We start from the raw sequence: 20,954 nt of genomic DNA, 5'->3' as shown, positions 1-20,954 counted from the left end.
CGAATCACGTGGCAGTTGTATACGAGGAGCGGCAGCTTACGTATCGCGAGCTGAACGAGCGTGGGAACCAACTTGCTCGTAGATTGCGGAATGAAGGCATTGGGCGCGAATCCATTGTTGGTATTTTGAGCGAGCGCTCGGTGGACATGCTGGTCGGCGTATTGGCGGTATGGAAAGCCGGAGGTGCATATGTACCTTTAGATGCGGATTATCCGTCTGACCGTATCCGCTTTATGCTGGAGGACAGCGGCGCTAGGGTGCTACTGACTCAAACAGGTTTGCAGGAGCGTGCCCAAGCATGGCTGAATGAAAGCCGATGGGCTTTGGCCGAAGGAAAGGCTGAGGGTGAGCTGGAAACGGCGGTTAGCATTGAAACGATGGAAAGAGACAGCCTTAATGAGGGATTAAGCTTGAAATCAGATTCGGAGTCTGATAGCGAAGCAGCATCCGAATCCGCAGCGAACTTGCGTCTGCACACCGTACTGGCGCTGGACGATGAGTCGTTGTACACCGGGGATGCCACGGATGTGGAACATATCAATGAGCCGCAGGATCTGGCGTATGTGATCTACACGTCCGGTACAACGGGGCGTCCAAAAGGGGTCATGATTGAGCATCGCAGCTTGGTGAATACGGCTGCGGCCTATCGCCGGGATTACCGTCTGAACCAGTTCCCGGTACGCCTGTTACAGCTGGCGAGCTTCTCCTTCGACGTGTTCGTCGGCGATATCGCGCGGGCGCTCTATAACGGTGGCACGATGGTCATCTGTCCGAAAGATGATCGCATTGACCCAAGCCGTCTATACGGCTGGATTCGCGACTATCAGATTACGGTGTTCGAATCAACCCCGGCCTTGATTGTACCGTTTATGCAGCATGTGCATGAACACGGGCTGGACATGAGCGGTCTGGAATTGCTGATCACCAGCTCGGATAGCTGCAGCGTGACGGATTACCGAGTGCTGCAAGAACGATTTGGTGCGGATATTCGCATTATGAACAGCTATGGCGTCACGGAAGCGGCAATCGACTCCAGCTTCTACGACGAAGAACTGTCGAAGCTGCCGGACAGCGGCAGTGTGCCGATTGGTCAGGCGTGGCTGAACGCACGATTTTACATCGTGGACAGCCAGTTGAATCCGGTGCCGATCGGCGTACTGGGCGAGCTGTGCATTGGCGGTGCCGGGGTGGCACGGGGATACCTGAACCGTGCGGATCTGACGGCCGAGAAATTCGTAGCGAACCCGTACGTAGCGGGTGAACGATTGTATCGCACAGGTGACCTCGCGCGGTGGATGCCGGACGGCAATGTGGACTTTATCGGCCGGATGGATTATCAGGTCAAAATCCGGGGATATCGGATCGAGCTGGGCGAGATTGAAACGGCAATCCAGCGGGTGCCGGGTGTGCGTCAAGCGGTAGTCATCGACCGGACGGACGAACGCGGACACAAGTATTTGTGCGGATACATCACGGGAGAAGCGGAGCTTCGGATCGAGGAGGTACAGGCGGAGCTGGAAGCCGGACTGCCAGCACATATGGTGCCGGCACGCTTGATGCGACTGGAGATGATCCCGCTGACGAGCAACGGCAAAATCGACCGCAAGGCCTTGCCGGAACCGGAAGGAAGCATCCATACCGGCGCAGCCTATGTGGCTCCACGTACTACGGTAGAACAGGTTTTAGCTTCAGTGTGGGCCGGGGTGCTGGGTGCCGAAACGGTAGGCACGCAGGATAACTTCTTTGAACTGGGCGGCGATTCGATCAAAGCATTGCAAGTATCATCCCGATTGCTACAAGCAGGGTATCGACTGGACATGAAGGATTTGTTCAGCAATCCGACGGTAGCGTCACTCAGTCCTTTGCTTCGTACAGATGGCAAGATTGCCAGCCAGGAAGAGGCAGTAGGCCAGGTAGATCTGACACCTATTCAACGGTGGTTCTTCGAGCAGCAGCCGGTTGATCTGCACCACAGCAACCAGGCGATGATGCTGTATCGAGCCGGGCGCTTTGACGTCGACGCGCTGCGCCGTACGATGGAACGTATTGTCCAGCATCATGACGCATTGCGCACTGTATTCCGTGAGACGGAGCAAGGCTATGCCGCTTGGAACCGCAGTGTGGTGGAAGGCGAGCTATACACGCTGGACATCGTAGATTTTAGCGGAGTTGAAGATGAATCCACCGCAGTAGAAGCCAAGGCGAGTGAAATTCAAGCGAGCATTCACTTGAGCGAGGGTCCACTTGTGAAGCTCGGTCTGTTCCATTGCGCTGGAGGCGACCATTTGCTAATCGTGATTCATCATTTGGTTGTGGACGGTGTATCATGGCGCATTTTGCTGGAGGACTTGGCAGCCGGATATGAGCAGGCCGTTGCAGGTAAAACAGGCACAGCCATCCGATTGCCGCATAAAACAGATTCCTACCAGGTATGGGCCAAACAGCTGTCAGCCTACGCAAATAGTGTGACGATGGAGCGGGAGTTTGCATACTGGCAGCATATCGAACAGGCGGAAGCCAGCCTCGCGAAGCCTCTGCCGAAGGATTTTGCGAATGACAATGCTCTGCTTGGAGCCAGCGAGGTAGTGACAGTCAGCTGGACGAAGCAGGAAACCGAGCAGCTGCTCAAACAAGCTCATCGCGCGTATAACACGGAAATGAATGACCTGCTGCTGGCCGCACTCGGCAAAGCCGTGTATGAATGGTCTGGTTCCGAACGGGTGCTGGTTAACTTGGAAGGCCACGGACGGGAAGCCGTTGTACCCGACGTGGATATTACGCGCACAGTCGGCTGGTTTACGAGCCAATTTCCGGTTGTACTGGATGGAAGTCTGGGACAAGGTGGAAATACCGCTCGGCTGATTAAACGGGTCAAGGAAGGGCTGCGTCATATTCCGCAAAAAGGCATCGGTTATGGTATTTTGCGATACCTGTCAGATATGAATGTTCTGGAGAAAGCAGGCGTGCAGTTAAAGACTCAGCCTGAGATCAGTTTTAACTATCTGGGCCAATTCGATCAGGATTATAAAGGTAACGATCTGAAGCCTTCCTCCTATTCCATTGGTGTGCCTGTTAGCACGAACGCGGCTATGGATTTTGCACTAGATATCAATGGATTAATCGAGGATGGCGAGCTGATGTTCACTATTCGCTACGGTACCACACAATTCCGGCACGAAACGATTGCACGGCTTGGAGAACTACTGGCATCCGGCTTGCGTGAGGTGATTAGCCATTGCATTGCGCAGGAAAGAACGGTGTTGACCCCAAGTGATGTCTTGTTAAAACATGTAACGCTGGACGAGCTGGAGCAATTGGTGAAAGATACACAAGATATGGGTGAACTAGAAAATGTGTATGCTTTGACGCCGATGCAAAAGGGCATGCTCTTCTTCAGTCTAATGGATGAGAGTTCGGCAGCTTATTTTGAGCAGGCAACCTTTGAATTGAATGGATGTTTTGATGTGGTTGCTTTCAGCAAAAGCTTTGATTTGCTCGTACAGCGTCATGAGGCGTTACGGACGAACTTTATCAGTTCATGGAAGGATGAACCTGTGCAGGTCGTCTTCCGTAATCGTAGCGGGCAATTATATTATGAAGACTTGCGCGGACTAGAAAAAGAGGAACGAGAAGCTTGTGTTGAAGCTTTTGTCATCGAGGATAAAGCGAAAGGATTCAATCTTGCAGAGGATGCACTCATTCGTGTCTCCATTTTGCAAACCGGGGATGATACGTACCACTTTGTTTGGAGCTTCCATCACATTTTGATGGATGGCTGGTGCTTGTCCTTTATGACACAGGAGGTATTCGGTAGCTATCTGGCACTGCGTGCGGGTCATGAGCCAACGCTGGAGCCTGTCACGCCGTTTAGTCGATTTATTGAATGGTTGGAGCGTCAGGACCGTGAGGCAGCCTTGCAATACTGGCGTGGATATCTGGCAGACTACGAGCAGCAAATTACGCTTCCTCAGCAAAAAACACAGCCTAAATCGATGCAAGATGGGGAATATGTTGCTGAAGATCTGGAATGTGACTTCCAGCCGGAGCTGGTTGCTCAGATCGAACGGGTGGCGAAGCAAAATCAGGTGACGGTCAACACGTTGATTCAGACCGTATGGGGCGTTCTGTTGCAAAAATATAACAACAGTTCGGATGTCGTGTTCGGTAGCGTAGTGTCTGGTCGTCCAGGCGATATTCCAGGTGTGGAGCACATGATCGGGCTATTTATTAATACGATTCCAGTGCGTGTGCAGTCTGAAGAGGGCGAAGCCTTTAACGAGCTGATGAAACGAACACAGCAGCAAGCACTGGCTTCCAATGCCTATGATGCCTTCCCGCTGTATGAAATTCAAGCACTCACCGAGCAGAAGCAGGATTTAATCAATCATATTATGATATTTGAAAATTATCCGGTGGAGCAGCAGGTAGAGCAGCTGGGAGGTAAAGGACAGGAACCATTCACGATTTCGAATGTGGTGGCTACAGAGCAAACCAACTACGATCTGAACGTAGCTGTTATGCCGGGAGAAGGTATTAAGATTCGGTTTATGTATAATACGCTCTGCTTTGATCAAGCAGGCATTGAGCGTCTGTATGGACATTTTACCCGCCTCCTGGAGCAAATTTCGCTCAACCCAAATGTTCGGGTTGAAGAGTTGGAATTGGTCACAGCAGCGGAAAAGCAACAGATTACAGCAGCATTTAATGACACTGCTTGTGCATTTCCGTCCAAACAGACGATCCATCAGCTGTTCGAGGATCAGGTGGAGTGTACGCCAGACCAAGTGGCATTGGTGTTTGGAAATCAGAGTCTGACTTATCGGGAGCTGAATGAACGGGCAAATTCATTGGCCCGAATGCTTCAAGCCCAGGGAGTAGGACCTGACAAGCTGGTCGGTCTGATGGTGCAGCGCTCAGTGGAAATGATCGTAGGTCTGCTGGCCGTTCTCAAAGCAGGTGGTGCTTATGTGCCAATCGATCCCGAATTTCCGTCCTCTCGTATTGAATACATGCTGGAAGACAGCGAGGCCGCAGTGCTTCTGACCAGTCGTGAGCTGGCAGAAGAGCACCATTGCCATGCCAATACCATGTTTCTTGAGGATGCCGCATTGTATCAGGGAGAAAGTAGCAACCTGGAGACGATTGCCCGCCCAGAGCATTTGGCTTACGTCATCTATACCTCGGGTTCGACTGGAAATCCGAAAGGAGTTATGCTCCAGCATCGCTCGGTACTCAACTTTATTACCGGGATGCGCGAAGCCATTGACTTTGAAACGAGCCAAACCATTTTGTCACTCACGACCATTTCATTCGATATTTTCGTCTTGGAAACCATCCTGCCCCTGCTGGGTGGAATGTCTGTTGTGCTTGGCGACCGCCAGCATCAGGTGAATCCGCAGGCGCTTGGTGAGTTGATTACTCAACATTCTATTGAGATGTTGCAAATGACCCCATCCCGGCTGCAAATGCTGCTGGGTCATGAAGCAGGTTCCCGCGCGCTGCGAAACGTGAAGGTCATTATGGTCGGGGGTGAAGCCCTTCCGTCCAAGCTGCTCGCAGCACTGCAAGAAATAAACGGTCCCCGCATTTATAACATGTACGGACCTACAGAAACGACGGTGTGGTCGGCCGTACAGGAACTGACCCATGCTCAAGACATTAATATCGGACGTCCCATCGCGAATACCCAAATCTATATCATGAATGCGAGTGGAGAGTTGCAGCCCGTCGGTGTGCCGGGCGAGTTATGTATTGCAGGGGAAGGATTAGCCCGTGGGTATTGGAAACGTGAAGAACTGACGGCTGAGAAATTTGTAAATAATCCATTTGCTGGTGGCAAGGCAGGCCATGAGCGGATGTACCATACAGGCGATTTGGCAAGATGGACGCCGGACGGCAACATTGAATATTTGGGGCGGATGGACCATCAGGTAAAAATCCGGGGCTACCGGATCGAACTGGGTGAGATCGAATCGCAGCTGTTGCAGGTGGATTCGGTACAAGAAGTGGTCATCATGGCCCGTGGGGACGAAACGGGTCAAACGCAGCTCGTGGCGTACTACGTCGCGAGTCAAGAGCTTGGAGCCGGTGAACTGAGACATGAGCTGGGGCGGGAGCTGCCAAGCTATATGATGCCGTCGTATTTCATTCAGTTGGAGCAGATGCCGCTGACACCAAACGGTAAAACCGACCGCAAGTCCCTGCCAGCACCGGAAGGCAGCCTGCAAAGCGGAGCGGATTATGTAGAGCCGCGCACTGCACCGGAACGGGCACTCGTAGCGGTCTGGCAATACGTCCTAGGCGTGCCAACCGTCGGAATGTTGGACAATTTCTTTGACCTGGGTGGCGATTCGATCAAGGCGATTCAAATCGTGTCCCGTGCGTTCCAGGCAGGCTACAAGCTGGACATGAAGGATTTGTTCCGCTATCCCATCGTCGCAACCCTGGCACCGCATATGCACGAGGTCAGTCGTATGGCAGATCAGGGAGAAGTGAGCGGAGATACGGCGTTGCTTCCGATCCAGCACGGGTTCTTTGCACAGGAGCAAGTGGATGCGCATCACTTTAATCAGGCCGTTATGCTGCACCGGGAGCAGGGCTTTGACGAAGCTGCTTTGCGTCAGGCGCTTGGCAAGCTGACGGAGCACCACGATGCTCTGCGGATGGTGTTCAGCAAGACCGAGCAAGGCTATAAAGCGTGGAACCGCAGAATACAGGAAGGCGAGCTGTATCACCTGGACGTGCTGGACTTTAGAAATTTGACGGATGAAGCCATGCTCAGCGCGGCAATTGAAGCGAAATCCACCGAAATTCAAAGCAGTATCCAGCTTCAAGAAGGACCGCTGTTAAAGGCTGGTTTGTTCCACTGTGCCGATGGGGATCATCTGCTGATAGTGATTCACCATTTGGCGGTGGACGGGGTATCCTGGCGTATTTTGTTTGAGGATTTGGCTACTGCCTATGAACAGGCTGTTCATCAGGAAGTGCTTCAGCTGCCGGACAAAACGGATTCCTTCCGTTCCTGGTCACAAAAACTTTCCACCTATGCGAATAGCACAGCTATGGACAGTGAACACACCTACTGGGAGCAACTGAACGCAGCCGCTTGGGCTGACCAAGTGCGTTTGCCTGAGGATCAAGCGCAGGCTGAGCCATTTACCTTGGCTGACACGGATACAGTGGTCGTCCAGCTTACGGAAGAAGAGACTGAACGGCTGTTGAAGCAAGCACACCGCGCATATAACACGGAAGTGAATGATCTGCTTCTGACTGCTTTGGGCATGATGCTGTACACATGGACCGGCCATGAACGCAGCCTGATCAACCTGGAGGGACACGGACGTGAGGACATTTTGCCGGATATGGACATTTCTCGTACGGTAGGCTGGTTTACGAGTCAATATCCTGTATTGCTGGACATCGGTCGTGATCACGCCTTGTCGGGACGCATCAAACAGGTCAAAGAGAGTCTGCGTCATATTCCGAATAAAGGAATGGGCTACGGAATCTGGAGATATTTGAGTGAATCCGGCCAAGCCGTTGGTCAGCAAGCAGATGCACAGCACCTTGGTCAACATCAAGTTTTTGCCGAGCCACAAGTAAGCTTTAACTATCTCGGCCAGTTTGATCAGGACTTGCAAAATAGCGATATGCGTATGTCTCCTTACTCGATTGGATCGGTCGTTAGTGACCGGACGAAGATGAAATATGCTCTGGATGTGAGCGGAATCGTAACGAACGGCATCCTGGAACTGGGCATTCGGTATAACGGCAAAGCCTTTCGTAAGGACACCGTCCACATGCTGGCTAATCTGTTAAAATCCAATCTGCTTGAAATGATCGAGCATTGTGTTACGCAGGAGCGGACCGAATTGACTCCAAGTGATGTATTGCTAAAAGGTCTGACCCTGGAGCAATTAGATACGATTAAGGAGCAGACCAAGACGGTTGGGGAATTGGAAAATATGTATCCGTTAACCCCCATGCAAAAGGGGATGCTGTTCCATAGTCTGATGAATGCAGAAACAGGCGTGTATTTTGAGCAGGCGACCTTTGATCTGGAGGGCCACTTGGAGCCGTCCCTATTCGAGGAAAGCTTGAAGCTGCTGGTTAGCCGGCATGCTATATTACGGACGAATTTCTACAGCGGCTGGTATGGTCAACCGTTGCAGATCGTCTATCGTCATAAAAATCCGAGCTTCCGTTATGAGGATGTCCGAGGCCGTGAGCACGCTATAGCTGAATTTGTGGCCCAGGATAAAGCTCAAAACTTTGATTTAGGCAAGGATGCGCTCATGCGCGTAACCGTCTTCCGCACGGGTGATAGCTCCTACCGTTTTGTATGGAGCTTCCATCATATTGTGATGGACGGTTGGTGCCTGTCGCTGGTGACGGATGAAGTGTTTGGTGCCTATGTTGCCCTGCTGGAGCACAAGCAGCCAGAGCTCGCACCTGTCAAGCCGTATAGTGACTATATCGAATGGTTGGAAGATCAGGATGCACAGGAAGCGACCCGTTATTGGAGTGACTATTTGGCGGGTTATGAGCAGCAAACCTTGTTGCCTGGTGAGAACGCACAAGCTTCTGTAGTCGCACGGGATGAAGAACCAGACGGAAGCGGTGCGGGTTCCCGTTCCGGCTATGTTTCAGAAAAGCTGCCATTTATGTTGGGTAAAGAACGGACCGCGGCATTGAACCAAATGGCCAAGCAACAACATGTCACGATTAACACCTTGCTGCAAAGCGTGTGGGGCGTTATTTTACAGCAATACAATAATCATCAGGACGTTGTATTTGGTGGTGTGGTATCCGGTCGTCCGGCAGACATTCCGGGTGTGGAGAATATGATCGGGTTGTTTATCAACACGATTCCGGTACGCATTTGCAGTGCACCGGATGCTACATTTGCAGAAGTATTGCAGCGCACACAGGAGCAGGCTTTGGCCTCTGGTGTCTATGACACGTTCCCGTTATACGACATTCAGGCACTGACTGCACAAAAACAAGACCTGATTCATCACATTATGGTCTTTGAAAACTACCCGATCGGGCAACAGATGAAGCAGATGGGCGGTTCCGGTGAGACAAGAGCACAAAATGGCTTCTCTATTGCCAATGTGGCACTTGCCGAGCAAACCAACTACGATTTCAACCTGATTGTCGTGCCTGACGAGGATATCTCCATCCTGCTTGAATACAATGCTCTGGTGTATAGTCGGTCTGCCATGGAGCGTATCCAGGGGCATATCGACCATGTCATCGGACAAATTGTGGACAATCCGAATATCCGTTTGAATGAGCTGGAATTGGTAACACCGGTAGAACAGGCACAGATCGTTCAGGTCTGGGGGGATACGGCGGCAGCCTATCCGCAGGATCAGACGTTAAGTGTGCTGTTCGAGCAGCAGGTAGCGAACACACCGGAGCAAGTGGCGGTACTATGCGGAGCGGAGTCGTTGACCTACGCGGAGCTGAATGAGCGAGCCAACCGTTTGGCTCGGACGCTACGTGCGGAAGGTGTTGAACCAGATCAGCCTGTAGGCATACTGGTTCACCGTTCGCTGGACATGATCGTAGGCATCTACGCGATCATCAAAGCAGGCGGAGCCTACGTGCCCATCGATCCAGACTATCCGGCGGATCGTATCCGCTTTATGCTGGAGGACTCGGGCGCGAAGCTAGTTCTGACGCAATCGCATCTGGCGGAGCAAGCATCACTGAGTTTCGACGGCAAGGTGCTGGTGCTGGATCGCGAGGACATTTACCACGAAGATGGCTCGAATCTGGAGCCACTGGCCGGACCACACCATGTAGCCTATGTCATCTATACCTCTGGCTCCACGGGGAAACCGAAGGGCGTCATGGTTGAGCATCATTCCGTGCTGAACCGGATTTTGTGGATGCATGATCGTTACGGCTTGAGTACGGAAGATACGATTCTGCAAAAGACGGCCTTCACGTTCGACGTGTCGGTGTGGGAGCTGTTCTGGTGGTCGCTGGTCGGCTCAAAGGTGAGCCTGCTGTCAGTCGGCGGGGAAAAGAACCCGGAAGACATCGTCGACACGATTGCCCGCGATGGCGTGAGCACGATGCACTTTGTACCTGCCATGCTGCATGCATTCCTGGAGTATGTAGAGCAGCAGCCACAGGAAGTGATGCAAGCGAAACTAGCAACGCTGCGCCATGTCTTTGCCAGTGGTGAAGCATTGCCGCCACAGCATGTCGCGCGGTTCCAACGGCTTGTGTCGAGCCTGGCTGGAGCGAAGCTGATCAACCTGTATGGGCCAACCGAAGCGACGGTGGACGTATCGTACTTTGATTGTGAACCGGATGAGGAATATGGAGTTATTCCGATCGGAAAACCGATTCAAAACATTCGTCTGTACATCGTGAAGGAAGGCACGGAGCAATTGCAGCCGATCGGGGTTGCGGGTGAGCTGTGCATCGGTGGTGTCGGCGTAGCCCGCGGTTACCTAAACCGTCCAGAGCTGACGGCAGAGAAATTCGTAGCCGATCCGTTTGCTGGCGGGGAAGCAGGCTATGAGCGGATGTACCGCACAGGCGATTTGGCGAGATGGATGCCGGACGGGAACATTGAATATCTGGGCCGGATCGACCATCAAGTCAAAATCCGGGGCTACCGGATTGAACTGGGCGAGGTCGAGTCGCAGCTGCTGCAAGTGGAATCGGTACGCGAAGCCGTAGTCATGGCTCGCGCGGATGAAACGGGCCAGAAACAAATGGTGGCGTACTATGTCGCCGGACAAGAGCTCGGAGCCAGCGAGCTGAGAAGTGAGCTGGGCCGGGAGCTGCCAAGCTACATGGTGCCGTCGTACTTTGTACAGCTGGAGCAGATGCCGCTGAGTCCAAATGGCAAAATCGACCGCAAGGCCCTGCCAGCACCGGAAGGCAGCCTGCAAACCGGAGCGGATTATGCTGAGCCGCGTACCGCGCAAGAACGTGCTCTGGCAGCGGTCTGGCAGTCGGTACTGGGACTACAGACTGTCGGTATTTTGGACAATTTCTTTGATCTGGGCGGCGATTCGATCAAGGCGATCCAAATCGCATCGCGTGCGTTCCAGGCCGGCTATAAGCTGGACATGAAGGATTTATTCCAGTATCCAACGGTTGCAACACTGGCACCGCATATGCACGAGGTCAGTCGTATGGCAGATCAAGGAGAAGTGAGAGGGGAAACCGCTTTGCTTCCGATCCAGCATTGGTTCTTTGCGCAGGAGCGCGAGCGTCCGCAGCACTTTAATCAGGCGGTCATGCTCTATCGTGCCGAGGGCTTTGATGAGACGTCGGTTCGCCAAGTCATGGATCACATCGTGAAGCATCATGATGCGCTTCGCACAGTTTTCCGTCAGACTTCCTCGGGTTATACGGCTTGGACACGCGGTGTAGATGAAGGCGCGTTGTATACGCTGGAAACCGCAGACTACCGTGAACAAGTAGCCTATGCGGAAGCGCTGGAAGTGAAGGCAAATGAAATCCAAAGCAGCATCGACCTGTCCGCAGGACCTTTGGTCAAACTCGGATTGTTCCGCACAGCAAAGGGAGATCATTTGCTCATAGCCATTCACCATTTGGTGATAGACGGGGTGTCGTGGCGGATTCTGTTTGAAGATTTCTCGACTGGCTACGAACAGGCGATCAAGGGCGAGTCGGTACGATTGCCCTATAAAACGGATTCCTTCCAAACATGGGCACGGGAGCTGTCGTCTTACGCCAACCGTCCTGCGGAGGCGTCGGATGAAATTTACTGGAAGCAGCTGGAACAGGCCAAAGCGGAAGCGGCGCCGCTGCCTAAGGATTTTGCCTATGAGGGCTCCTTGAATGCAGACAGCGAAGTGCTGACGGTAGAGTGGACCGAAGCTGAAACTCAGCAGCTGCTGAAGCAGGCCCATCGCGCCTATAACACCGAGGTCAATGATTTGCTGTTGACCGCGTTAGGATTGGCAATGCACAACTGGACAGGCGCGGGACAGGTGCTGGTGAACCTGGAGGGACACGGTCGTGAAGCGATCTTGCCAGAGGTGGATATAACACGTACGGTAGGCTGGTTTACGAGCTTGTATCCGGTGCTGCTGGAAATGGGCAAGGGAATGACACTGGCACAGCACATCAAAGAAACGAAGGAAGGTTTGCGCCGGATTCCACATAAAGGGCTGACGTATGGAACTTGGCGCTACTTGTCTCCTGCGTCCCATGCGTTTGCAGCAGAACCGGAAATCAGCTTTAACTATTTGGGACAGGTCGATCAGGATGTGCAAAACAGTGGAATCTCATTGTCATCCTATAGCGCAGGGGAGACAGAGGATGCCCATTCACCGCTGCAATATACGCTGGATTTGAATGCGATGATCTCGGAAGGCACGCTGCGCTTGACGATCGCTTACAGTCGTAAGCAGTATCGCAAAGAAACGCTGGAACGTGTGGCGGGACTTCTGCAATCCGCTTTGCAAGAGGTGATTACACATTGTGTCGCTCAGGAACAGCCGGAGCTGACGCCGAGTGATGTGTCCTTCCAGGGTCTGACGACTGGAGAGCTGGAGCACATGGCAGCCCAGGCCGCACATATAGGTGAGCTGGAAAATGTATACGCGCTGACGCCGATGCAAAAGGGCATGCTCTTTTACAATCTGATGGACTCGCAATCGGGAGCTTATTTTGAACAGGCCTCCTTTGATCTGCAAGGACATTTTAATATCGATGCGTTTGCGGCAAGTTTGGATGTATTGGTGCAGCGGCATACAGCACTGCGCACGAACTTCTACAGTGGCTGGAAGGATGAACCGCTGCAGGTCGTGTACCGCAATAAGCACAGTGAACTCTATGTGGAAGATTTGCGGGATATGGAGGAAGTGCAGCAAAACGAGTACATCCTCGAATATACGCGCAAAGACAAGCAAAGAGGCTTTGATCTGGCGCAGGATGCTTTGATGCGTGTCGCCGTTTTGCGCATAGGTGAGGATGCGTACCGTTTTGTATGGAGCTTCCATCATATCGTGATGGACGGCTGGTGCTTGTCGCTGGTGACCAATGAAGTGTTTGCAAGTTATTTTTCGATACTGGCCCATAAACAGCCGGAACTGGCCCCTGTAACGCCATACAGTCAATATATCGAATGGCTGGAGCAGCAGGATCGTCAGGCCGCATCAGGTTACTGGAGCAAGGTTCTGGAAGGATATGAGGAACAGTCCCGCCTGCCACAGGCTAAAATTCAGGGCAAAACAGGATATCAGGCGGAGCGTCTAGATTTTGACTTGGGCGCGGAGCTAACGGCAGGCATTCAGCGCATAGCCAAGCGTTATCAGGTAACGATCAATACGTTGATGCAGACGGTGTGGGGCCTTTTGCTGCAAAAATATAATGGCACAGATGATGTGGTGTTTGGCAGCGTGGTATCTGGACGTCCGGCAGACATTCCAAATGTGGAGCACATCATAGGTTTGTTTATCAATACCATTCCTGTACGCATCCGCAGTCAAGTGGACAGCTTATTCTCAGACGTGATGAAGCAAACCCAGGAGCAATCCATTGCTTCCCATGCCTATGATACGTACCCGCTGTATGAAATTCAGGGGCTGTCGGAGCTTAAGCAGGATTTGATCAATCATATTCTTATTTTTGAGAACTATCCGGTAGAGGAACAATTGGAGCAATTAGGCAACGACGATGAGTCCAGCTTCAGTATCACCGGAGCCGAGTCTGTCGAGCAGACCAACTATGACTTTAACCTGGTGGTACTGCCAGGGAACACCATTCACATGAGTTTTGGTTATAATGCACTGGCCTTTGAACGGGAAAGTGTAGAGCAAATTCGAGGTCATCTGGTACAGCTGCTGGAACAGGTGACAGCGAAGCCGGACATTCGCGTACATGAGCTGGATATGGTAACCGCGCAGGAGCGTGAGCAAATCGTCGAGGTTTGGGGCAATACAACGGTAGCCTATCCAAACGAGCAAACGATTCATGGCTTGTTCGAGGCGCAAACCGCGCGGACGCCGGAGCAGACAGCACTGTTCTTCGAAGGAGAGCAGTTGACCTATCGTGAACTGAATGCACGCGCCAATCGACTAGCTCGTACCTTGCGTAACCAAGGCGTGACGAAGGATCGTTTGGTGGGTCTGATGACCGAGCGCTCGGTGGACATGATCGTAGGTATCTTCGGGATTTTGAAGGCCGGGGGTGCATATGTCCCCATCGATCCGACGTATCCAGAGGAGCGTATCCGCTATATGCTGGATGACTCGGGTGCGAAGCTGTTGTTAACGCAAAACCATCTGGTGGATAAAGCAGCTTTTGACGGTAACGTGCTGGTGCTGGATGGAACGCAGGATGTGTACCATGAGGATCATTCCAATCTGGAGTCGTTGTCTGGTCCGAACGATCTGGCGTATGTCATTTATACGTCGGGTACAACGGGGCAGCCGAAGGGCGTAATGCTCGAGCATCATGGGCTGTGCAATCTGAAGACGTATTTTGATCAGACGCTTCGGATGAGCACGTCGGATCATGCGTTGCTGTTCGCCAGCTATTCGTTTGATGCGGCCTGCTGGGAAATCTTCCAGGCGCTGTTCTGCGGAGCCACGTTGTATGTGCCAACGTCAGAAACGATTTTGAATTACGAGCGGTTTGAGCAATATATGGCGGATCATCAAATCACCGTGGCCGCTTTGCCGCCGACCTATGCGGTGTATCTGGAGCCGGAGCGGATGCCAAACCTGCGTATTCTGTTCACTGCGGGTTCTGCATCTTCAACAGAATTGGTGTACAAGTGGAAGGATCAGGTCGCGTACTACAATGGCTACGGTCCCACCGAAAACTCGGTGGCGACGTCCATCTGGCCGGTATCCGAGGATGAGAGAGCCGGACAGCTGATTTCTATCGGACGCCCTGTGCCGAATCATCGGGTATACATGGTGGATGTGCATGGACATTTGGCTCCGGTGGGCGTAGCGGGTGAGCTGTGCGTGTCCGGTCGGGGTCTGGCTCGGGGTTATCTGGATCGTCCAGAACTGACGGCTGAGAAATTTGTGTCGAATCCGTTTGCGGCTGGCGAAGCGGGCTATGAAAGGATGTACCGTACAGGTGACTTGGCGAGATGGATGCCGGACGGCAACATCGAATATTTGGGCCGGATCGACCATCAGGTGAAAATCCGGGGCTACCGGATCGAGCTGGGTGAGGTCGAGGCACAAATTTTGAAAGTGGAGGACGTACAAGAGGTCATCGTACTGGCACAAGCGGACGAGCAGGGGCAAAACCAACTGGTGGCGTACTATGTTGCTGAAAGGGAAGTGAGCGCTGGTGAGCTGCGCAGCTTACTGGGTGAGGAACTGCCAAACTACATGGTGCCTTCGTATTTCATCCAGCTGGAGCAGATGCCGCTGACGCCGAACGGTAAAATCGACCGCAAGGCCCTGCCAGCACCAGAAGGCAGCCTGCAAAGCGGAGCGGACTATGTAGAGCCGCGCACAGCGCTGGAGCAGACGTTAGTGTCCATTTGGCGGGCCGTGTTGGGGGCGAAGAGAGTCGGGATTTTGGATAATTTCTTTGATCTGGGCGGCGATTCGATCAAGGCAATCCAGGTATCCTCCCGTTTGCTGCAAGCGGGCTACAAGCTGGACATGAAGGATTTGTTCCAATATCCTTCCGTCTCGTTGCTGAGTGGTCATGTACACAAAGTTAGCCGATCAGCCGATCAGCAGGTGGTTTCGGGGGCAGTTAGATTGACCCCAATACAGCAATGGTTCTTTGGACAATCATCAGCAGAGCCGCATTATTTCAATCAGTCAGTGATGCTATATAGAGCACAAGGCTTTGATGAAGCCGCATTGCATCAAACGGTGACCAAGGTAACGGAGCATCATGATGCGCTACGTATAGTCTTCCGTCAGACCGAACAGGGCTATGAAGCGTGGAATCGCGGTTTGAACGAAGGTCAGCTGTACAGTCTGGACGTTGTGGATTTGACGGATGTGCAAAACATTACAGATGTTGCAGCAGCAATTGAGGTGAAAGCGAATGCCATCCAAAGCTCCATTCGTCTGGACGAAGGACCACTGGTGAAGCTGGGGCTTTTCCATTGCATGGATGGAGATCATTTATTGATTGCCATTCACCATCTGGTCGTAGACGGCATTTCATGGCGGATTGTGTTTGAGGATTTTGCCACGGGATATGAGCAGGCCGCGCGGGGAGAAGCGATTCGCCTGCCTTATAAAACGGACTCTTTCTCCGCTTGGGCAGAGCGCTTATCACAATATGCGAATAGTCCGGCCATCGAAGATGAACGCGAATATTGGCAGCGTCTTGCCCAAATAGAAATTGCATCGTTGCCTAAGGATCAAGAAAGAGCGGAAGGGCAGCATTTTCTGATCAGAGACAGTGAGACTGTGACTGTGGCTTGGAGCGAGCAGGAAACACGGATGTTGCTTCAAGAAGTACACCGTGCGTACCACACCGAGGTCAATGATCTGCTGTTAACCGCACTCGGCACAGCGGTATATAACTGGAGCGGGCAGGAGCGTGTGCTGGTCAATCTGGAGGGACATGGCCGGGAAGCCATTGTTCCAGATATCGACATCACCCGTACCGTGGGCTGGTTTACAAGCCAATATCCGGTGCTGCTGGGTGTGGACGGAAAGGCAGAAGTAGGGCAGCGAATCAAACGGGTGAAGGAAGACCTGCGCCATGTACCGCATAAGGGCATTGGCTACGGCATTTTGAAATATATGTCTCAGGATGATGCCCATCATTCCCTTGCCTTGCAGCCTGAAATTAGCTTTAACTATTTGGGACAATTTGATCAGGACTTGGAAAATGGGGATATCACGCTGTCTTCACATCCAGGTGGAGAGCCGATGAGTGATCATACCGTACTGGAGCATCCTTTGAATGTGAACGGAATGATTACAGCGGGCGCCCTGACACTGGAAATTCGCTATGACCGCAAAGTATATCATCAGCAAAATGTAGAAAACTTTGCGCAGCTGCTGCAGGAAAGCTTGCAGGAAGTGATCACTCATTGTGCCTCCAAAGAGCGGAGTGAGCTAACACCAAGTGATGTATTGTTCAAAGGCTTGACACTGGAGCAACTGGAGCAATTGACGGAGCAAACGGCTTCTGTGGGCGAGCTGGAAAATGTATATGCTCTTTCGCCAATGCAGAAGGGGATGCATTTCCATAGCTTGATGGAGCCGCAGTCAGGCGCCTACTTCCAGCAAGCGTCGTTTGATCAAAAAGGAAGCTTTGATGTTGAAATTTTCCGCAAGAGTCTGGATGTACTGACACAGCGTCATGAAGCGTTGCGCACGAATTTCCATATGTTTGAGACAGGGCACAGTCAGGAGCCATTGCAGATCGTGTTCCGTTACAAAGATAGCGACCTTTCCTTCCAAGATGTACGCGGCATGCAGGAAGCGGAGCAACAGGCGTATATCCAGGCGTTTAAACTGGAGGACCAAGCTAGAGGCTTTAATCTCGGAACCGATGCACTCATGCGCGTACAGGTATTGCAAACCCATGAAGAAACGTATCACTTGGTATGGAGCTTCCATCACATTGTCATGGATGGCTGGTGCTTATCGCTGGTTACTGGTGAAGTGTTTGGTACGTACTTTGCGCTGCTGGAGCAGAAGCAGCCAGAGCTTGCTCCGATCACACCGTATGGCCAATATATCGAATGGCTGGGACGTCAGGATGAACGTGCGGCAAAAGATTATTGGAGCAGCTATTTGGCGGGCTTTGAACAGCAAACGTTGTTGCCGGGTGCAGATGCTTTATGGAAGGAGCCAACGCCGGACAGCAAGGAAAAAGAAAAGGAACATGTTCCATCCACTATTGCCAGTGAGACTAGCGAATATATTTCTGAAAAAATGACGGTAGATCTGGATCCAACGTGGAGCGAAGCCATACACCGGATTGCGAAGCAGCAGCAGGTCACGATTAATACGCTGATGCAGAGCGTGTGGGGCCTTATTTTGCAGAAATATAACAACAATGAGGATGTTATTTTCGGTAGTGTCGTATCTGGACGTCCAACAGATATTGCCGGCGTAGAGCATATGATCGGTTTGTTCATTAATACGATCCCGGTGCGGATTCAAAGTGAACGGAATGCCACTTTTGTGGAAGTGATGCGGAAAACGCAGGAACAGGCACTGACCTCGGGAACCTATGACAGCTTCCCGCTATACGAGATTCAGGCGCTGACGGAGCAGAAGCAAAATCTGATTAACCACATTATGGTATTTGAGAATTATCCGGTAGAGGAGCAAGTTGAGCAGCTGGGTGAAGTTCGTCCGTCCGCTTTTGAAATTACGAATGTAGAGGTTGTCGAGCAAACGAACTATGATCTGGACTTGATTGTGATGCCCGATGAGCTTTTCCGCATCATGTTCAGATATAACGCCAATGTATACGATCGGTCTACGATAGAGCGGATGCAAGGACATGTACTGCATGTCATCGAGCAAATTATCGACAATCCGCATATCCGAGTAAATGATCTGGAATTGGTGACACCGGAAGAACAGGCGCAGATCGTTCAGGTGTGGGGAAATACGGCGGCAGCTTATCCGCAGGATCAGACGCTAAGTGCAATGTTTGAGCAGCAGGCGGCACGAACACCGGATCAGGTGGCAGTGTTGTGCGGAGCGGAATCGTTGACCTACGCGGAGTTGAATGAACGCGCGAACCGTTTGGCTCGGACGCTGCGTGCGGAAGGTGTTGAACCGGATCAGCCTGTAGGCATACTAGTTCACCGTTCGCTGGACATGATCGTAGGCATCTACGCGATCCTCAAGGCAGGCGGAGCCTACGTGCCCATCGATCCAGACTATCCAGCGGATCGTATCCGCTTTATGCTGGAGGACTCGGAAGCGAAGTTGGTACTGACGCAATCGCATCTGGCGGAGCAAGCATCACTGAGTTTCGACGGCCAGGTGCTGTTGCTGGATCGCGAGGACATTTACCACGAAGATGGCTCGAATTTGGAGCCACTGGCCGGACCGCACCATGTAGCCTATGTCATCTATACCTCTGGCTCCACTGGGAAACCGAAGGGCGTGATGGTGGAGCACCATTCTGTGCTGAACCGGATTTTGTGGATGCATGATCGTTACGGCTTGAGTGCGGAAGATACGATCCTGCAAAAGACCGCCTTCACCTTTGACGTGTCGGTGTGGGAGCTGTTCTGGTGGTCGCTGGTCGGCTCAAAGGTAAGCCTGCTGTCGGTGGGTGGGGAAAAGAACCCGGAAGACATCGTCGACACGATTGCCCGCGATGGCGTGAGCACGATGCACTTTGTACCCGCCATGCTGCATGCGTTCCTGGAGTACGTGGAGCAGCAGCCACGGGAAGTGATGCAAGCGAAGCTGGGTACGTTGCGTCACGTCTTTGCCAGTGGTGAAGCATTGCCACCACAGCATGTCGCACGGTTCCAACGGCTCGTGTCGAGCCTAGCGGGAGCGAAGCTGGTCAACTTGTATGGTCCAACCGAAGCGACGGTGGACGTATCGTACTTCGATTGCGAGCCGTCAGAGGAATATACGGTCATTCCAATCGGGAAACCGATTCAAAACATTCGTCTGTACATCGTGAAGGAAGGCACGGAGCAATTGCAGCCGATCGGGGTTGCGGGTGAGCTGTGCATCGGCGGTGTCGGCGTAGCCCGAGGCTATCTGAACCGTCCAGAACTGACGGCCGAGAAATTTGTGAAAGATCCGTTTGCTGGCAGGGAAGCAGGCTATGAGCGGATGTACCGCACAGGCGATTTGGCGAGATGGATGCCGGACGGCAACATTGAATATCTGGGCCGGATCGACCATCAAGTCAAAATCCGCGGGTACCGAATTGAGCTGGGCGAGGTCGAATCGCAGCTGCTGCAAGTGGAATCGGTACGCGAAGCCGTAGTGCTGGCGCGTGCGGATGAAACGGGCCAAAAACAAATGGTGGCGTACTATGTCGCCGGACAAGAAATGGGCGCCAGCGAGCTGAGAAGTGAGCTGGGCCGGGAGCTGCCAAGCTACATGGTGCCGTCGTACTTTGTACAGCTGGAGCAGATGCCGCTGAGTCCGAACGGCAAAATTGACCGCAAGGCCCTGCCAGCACCGGAAGGTAGCCTGCAAAGCGGAACCGATTATGTCGCACCGCGGACGTGGGTGGAAGTGAAGCTGGCACACATTTGGCAGGATGTGCTGGGCCTCACGCAGGTCGGTGTGAAGGAAAACTTCTTCGAGATTGGCGGACACTCGCTGCGGGCGACGACACTGGCCTCGAAGATTCACAAGGAGCTGAACAAGCCACTTCCACTGCGCAGTATTTTTGAAGCACCAACCATTGAACAGTTGGCAACGGTGTTAGAAAGTCTGGATCAAGTAACATACGCGTCCATTCCGGTAACGGAAGAACGCAGCTTCTACCCGTTATCTTCGGCGCAAAAACGACTGTATGTATTGCATCAGTTCGACCCGAATGATGTGAACTACAACATGCCGTCGGTGCTGCAAGTGAGCGGTCCGCTGGATGTGAAACGAGTAGAAGATGTGTTCCATCAATTGATCGATCGCCATGCAACCTTGCGTACCCGCTTTGAGCTAGTGGACAATGAGCCGATGCAATGGGTTGAGGACACCGTGCCGTTCAAGGTGGAATATACGAAGGTACAGGCAGAGCGTTCGGCTTCGGATACAGATCAGGACACAGCTACGGACACGACGATCAGCCAGGAAGCACAAGAACGGGTTCGGCAGTTTGTCCGTCCGTTTGATCTGAAAGCTGCACCGCTGCTGCGGGTAGGCTTGGTAGACTTGGGCGTACAAGGAGCAGAGAAAGAATCACAGCATCTGCTCATGCTCGACATGCACCATATCGTTTCGGATGGTGTGTCGATGGAGGTACTGACCGATGAATTTGTTCGCTTGTATGGCGGTGAAGAGCTATCG

At 52.5% G+C, this 20,954-nt stretch carries 1 protein-coding gene (cut by both window edges); it reads left to right on the top strand.

Every position in this 20,954-nt window falls within one protein-coding gene, locus MKX30_RS25145, for a non-ribosomal peptide synthase/polyketide synthase, read on the top strand. The gene is 42,111 nt long; 6,109 of those nucleotides lie to the left of the window and 15,048 to its right, leaving coding positions 6,110–27,063 in view (codon 2,037, partial, through codon 9,021, complete); the first codon wholly inside the window starts at window position 3. Both codon boundaries (start and stop) fall beyond the window edges.

The sequence above is a fragment of the Paenibacillus sp. FSL P2-0173 genome (assembly GCF_038008045.1).
GTDB classification, from domain to species: Bacteria; Bacillota; Bacilli; order Paenibacillales; family Paenibacillaceae; genus Paenibacillus; species Paenibacillus polymyxa_B.
This window is presented reverse-complemented; position numbering and strand designations above follow the sequence as displayed.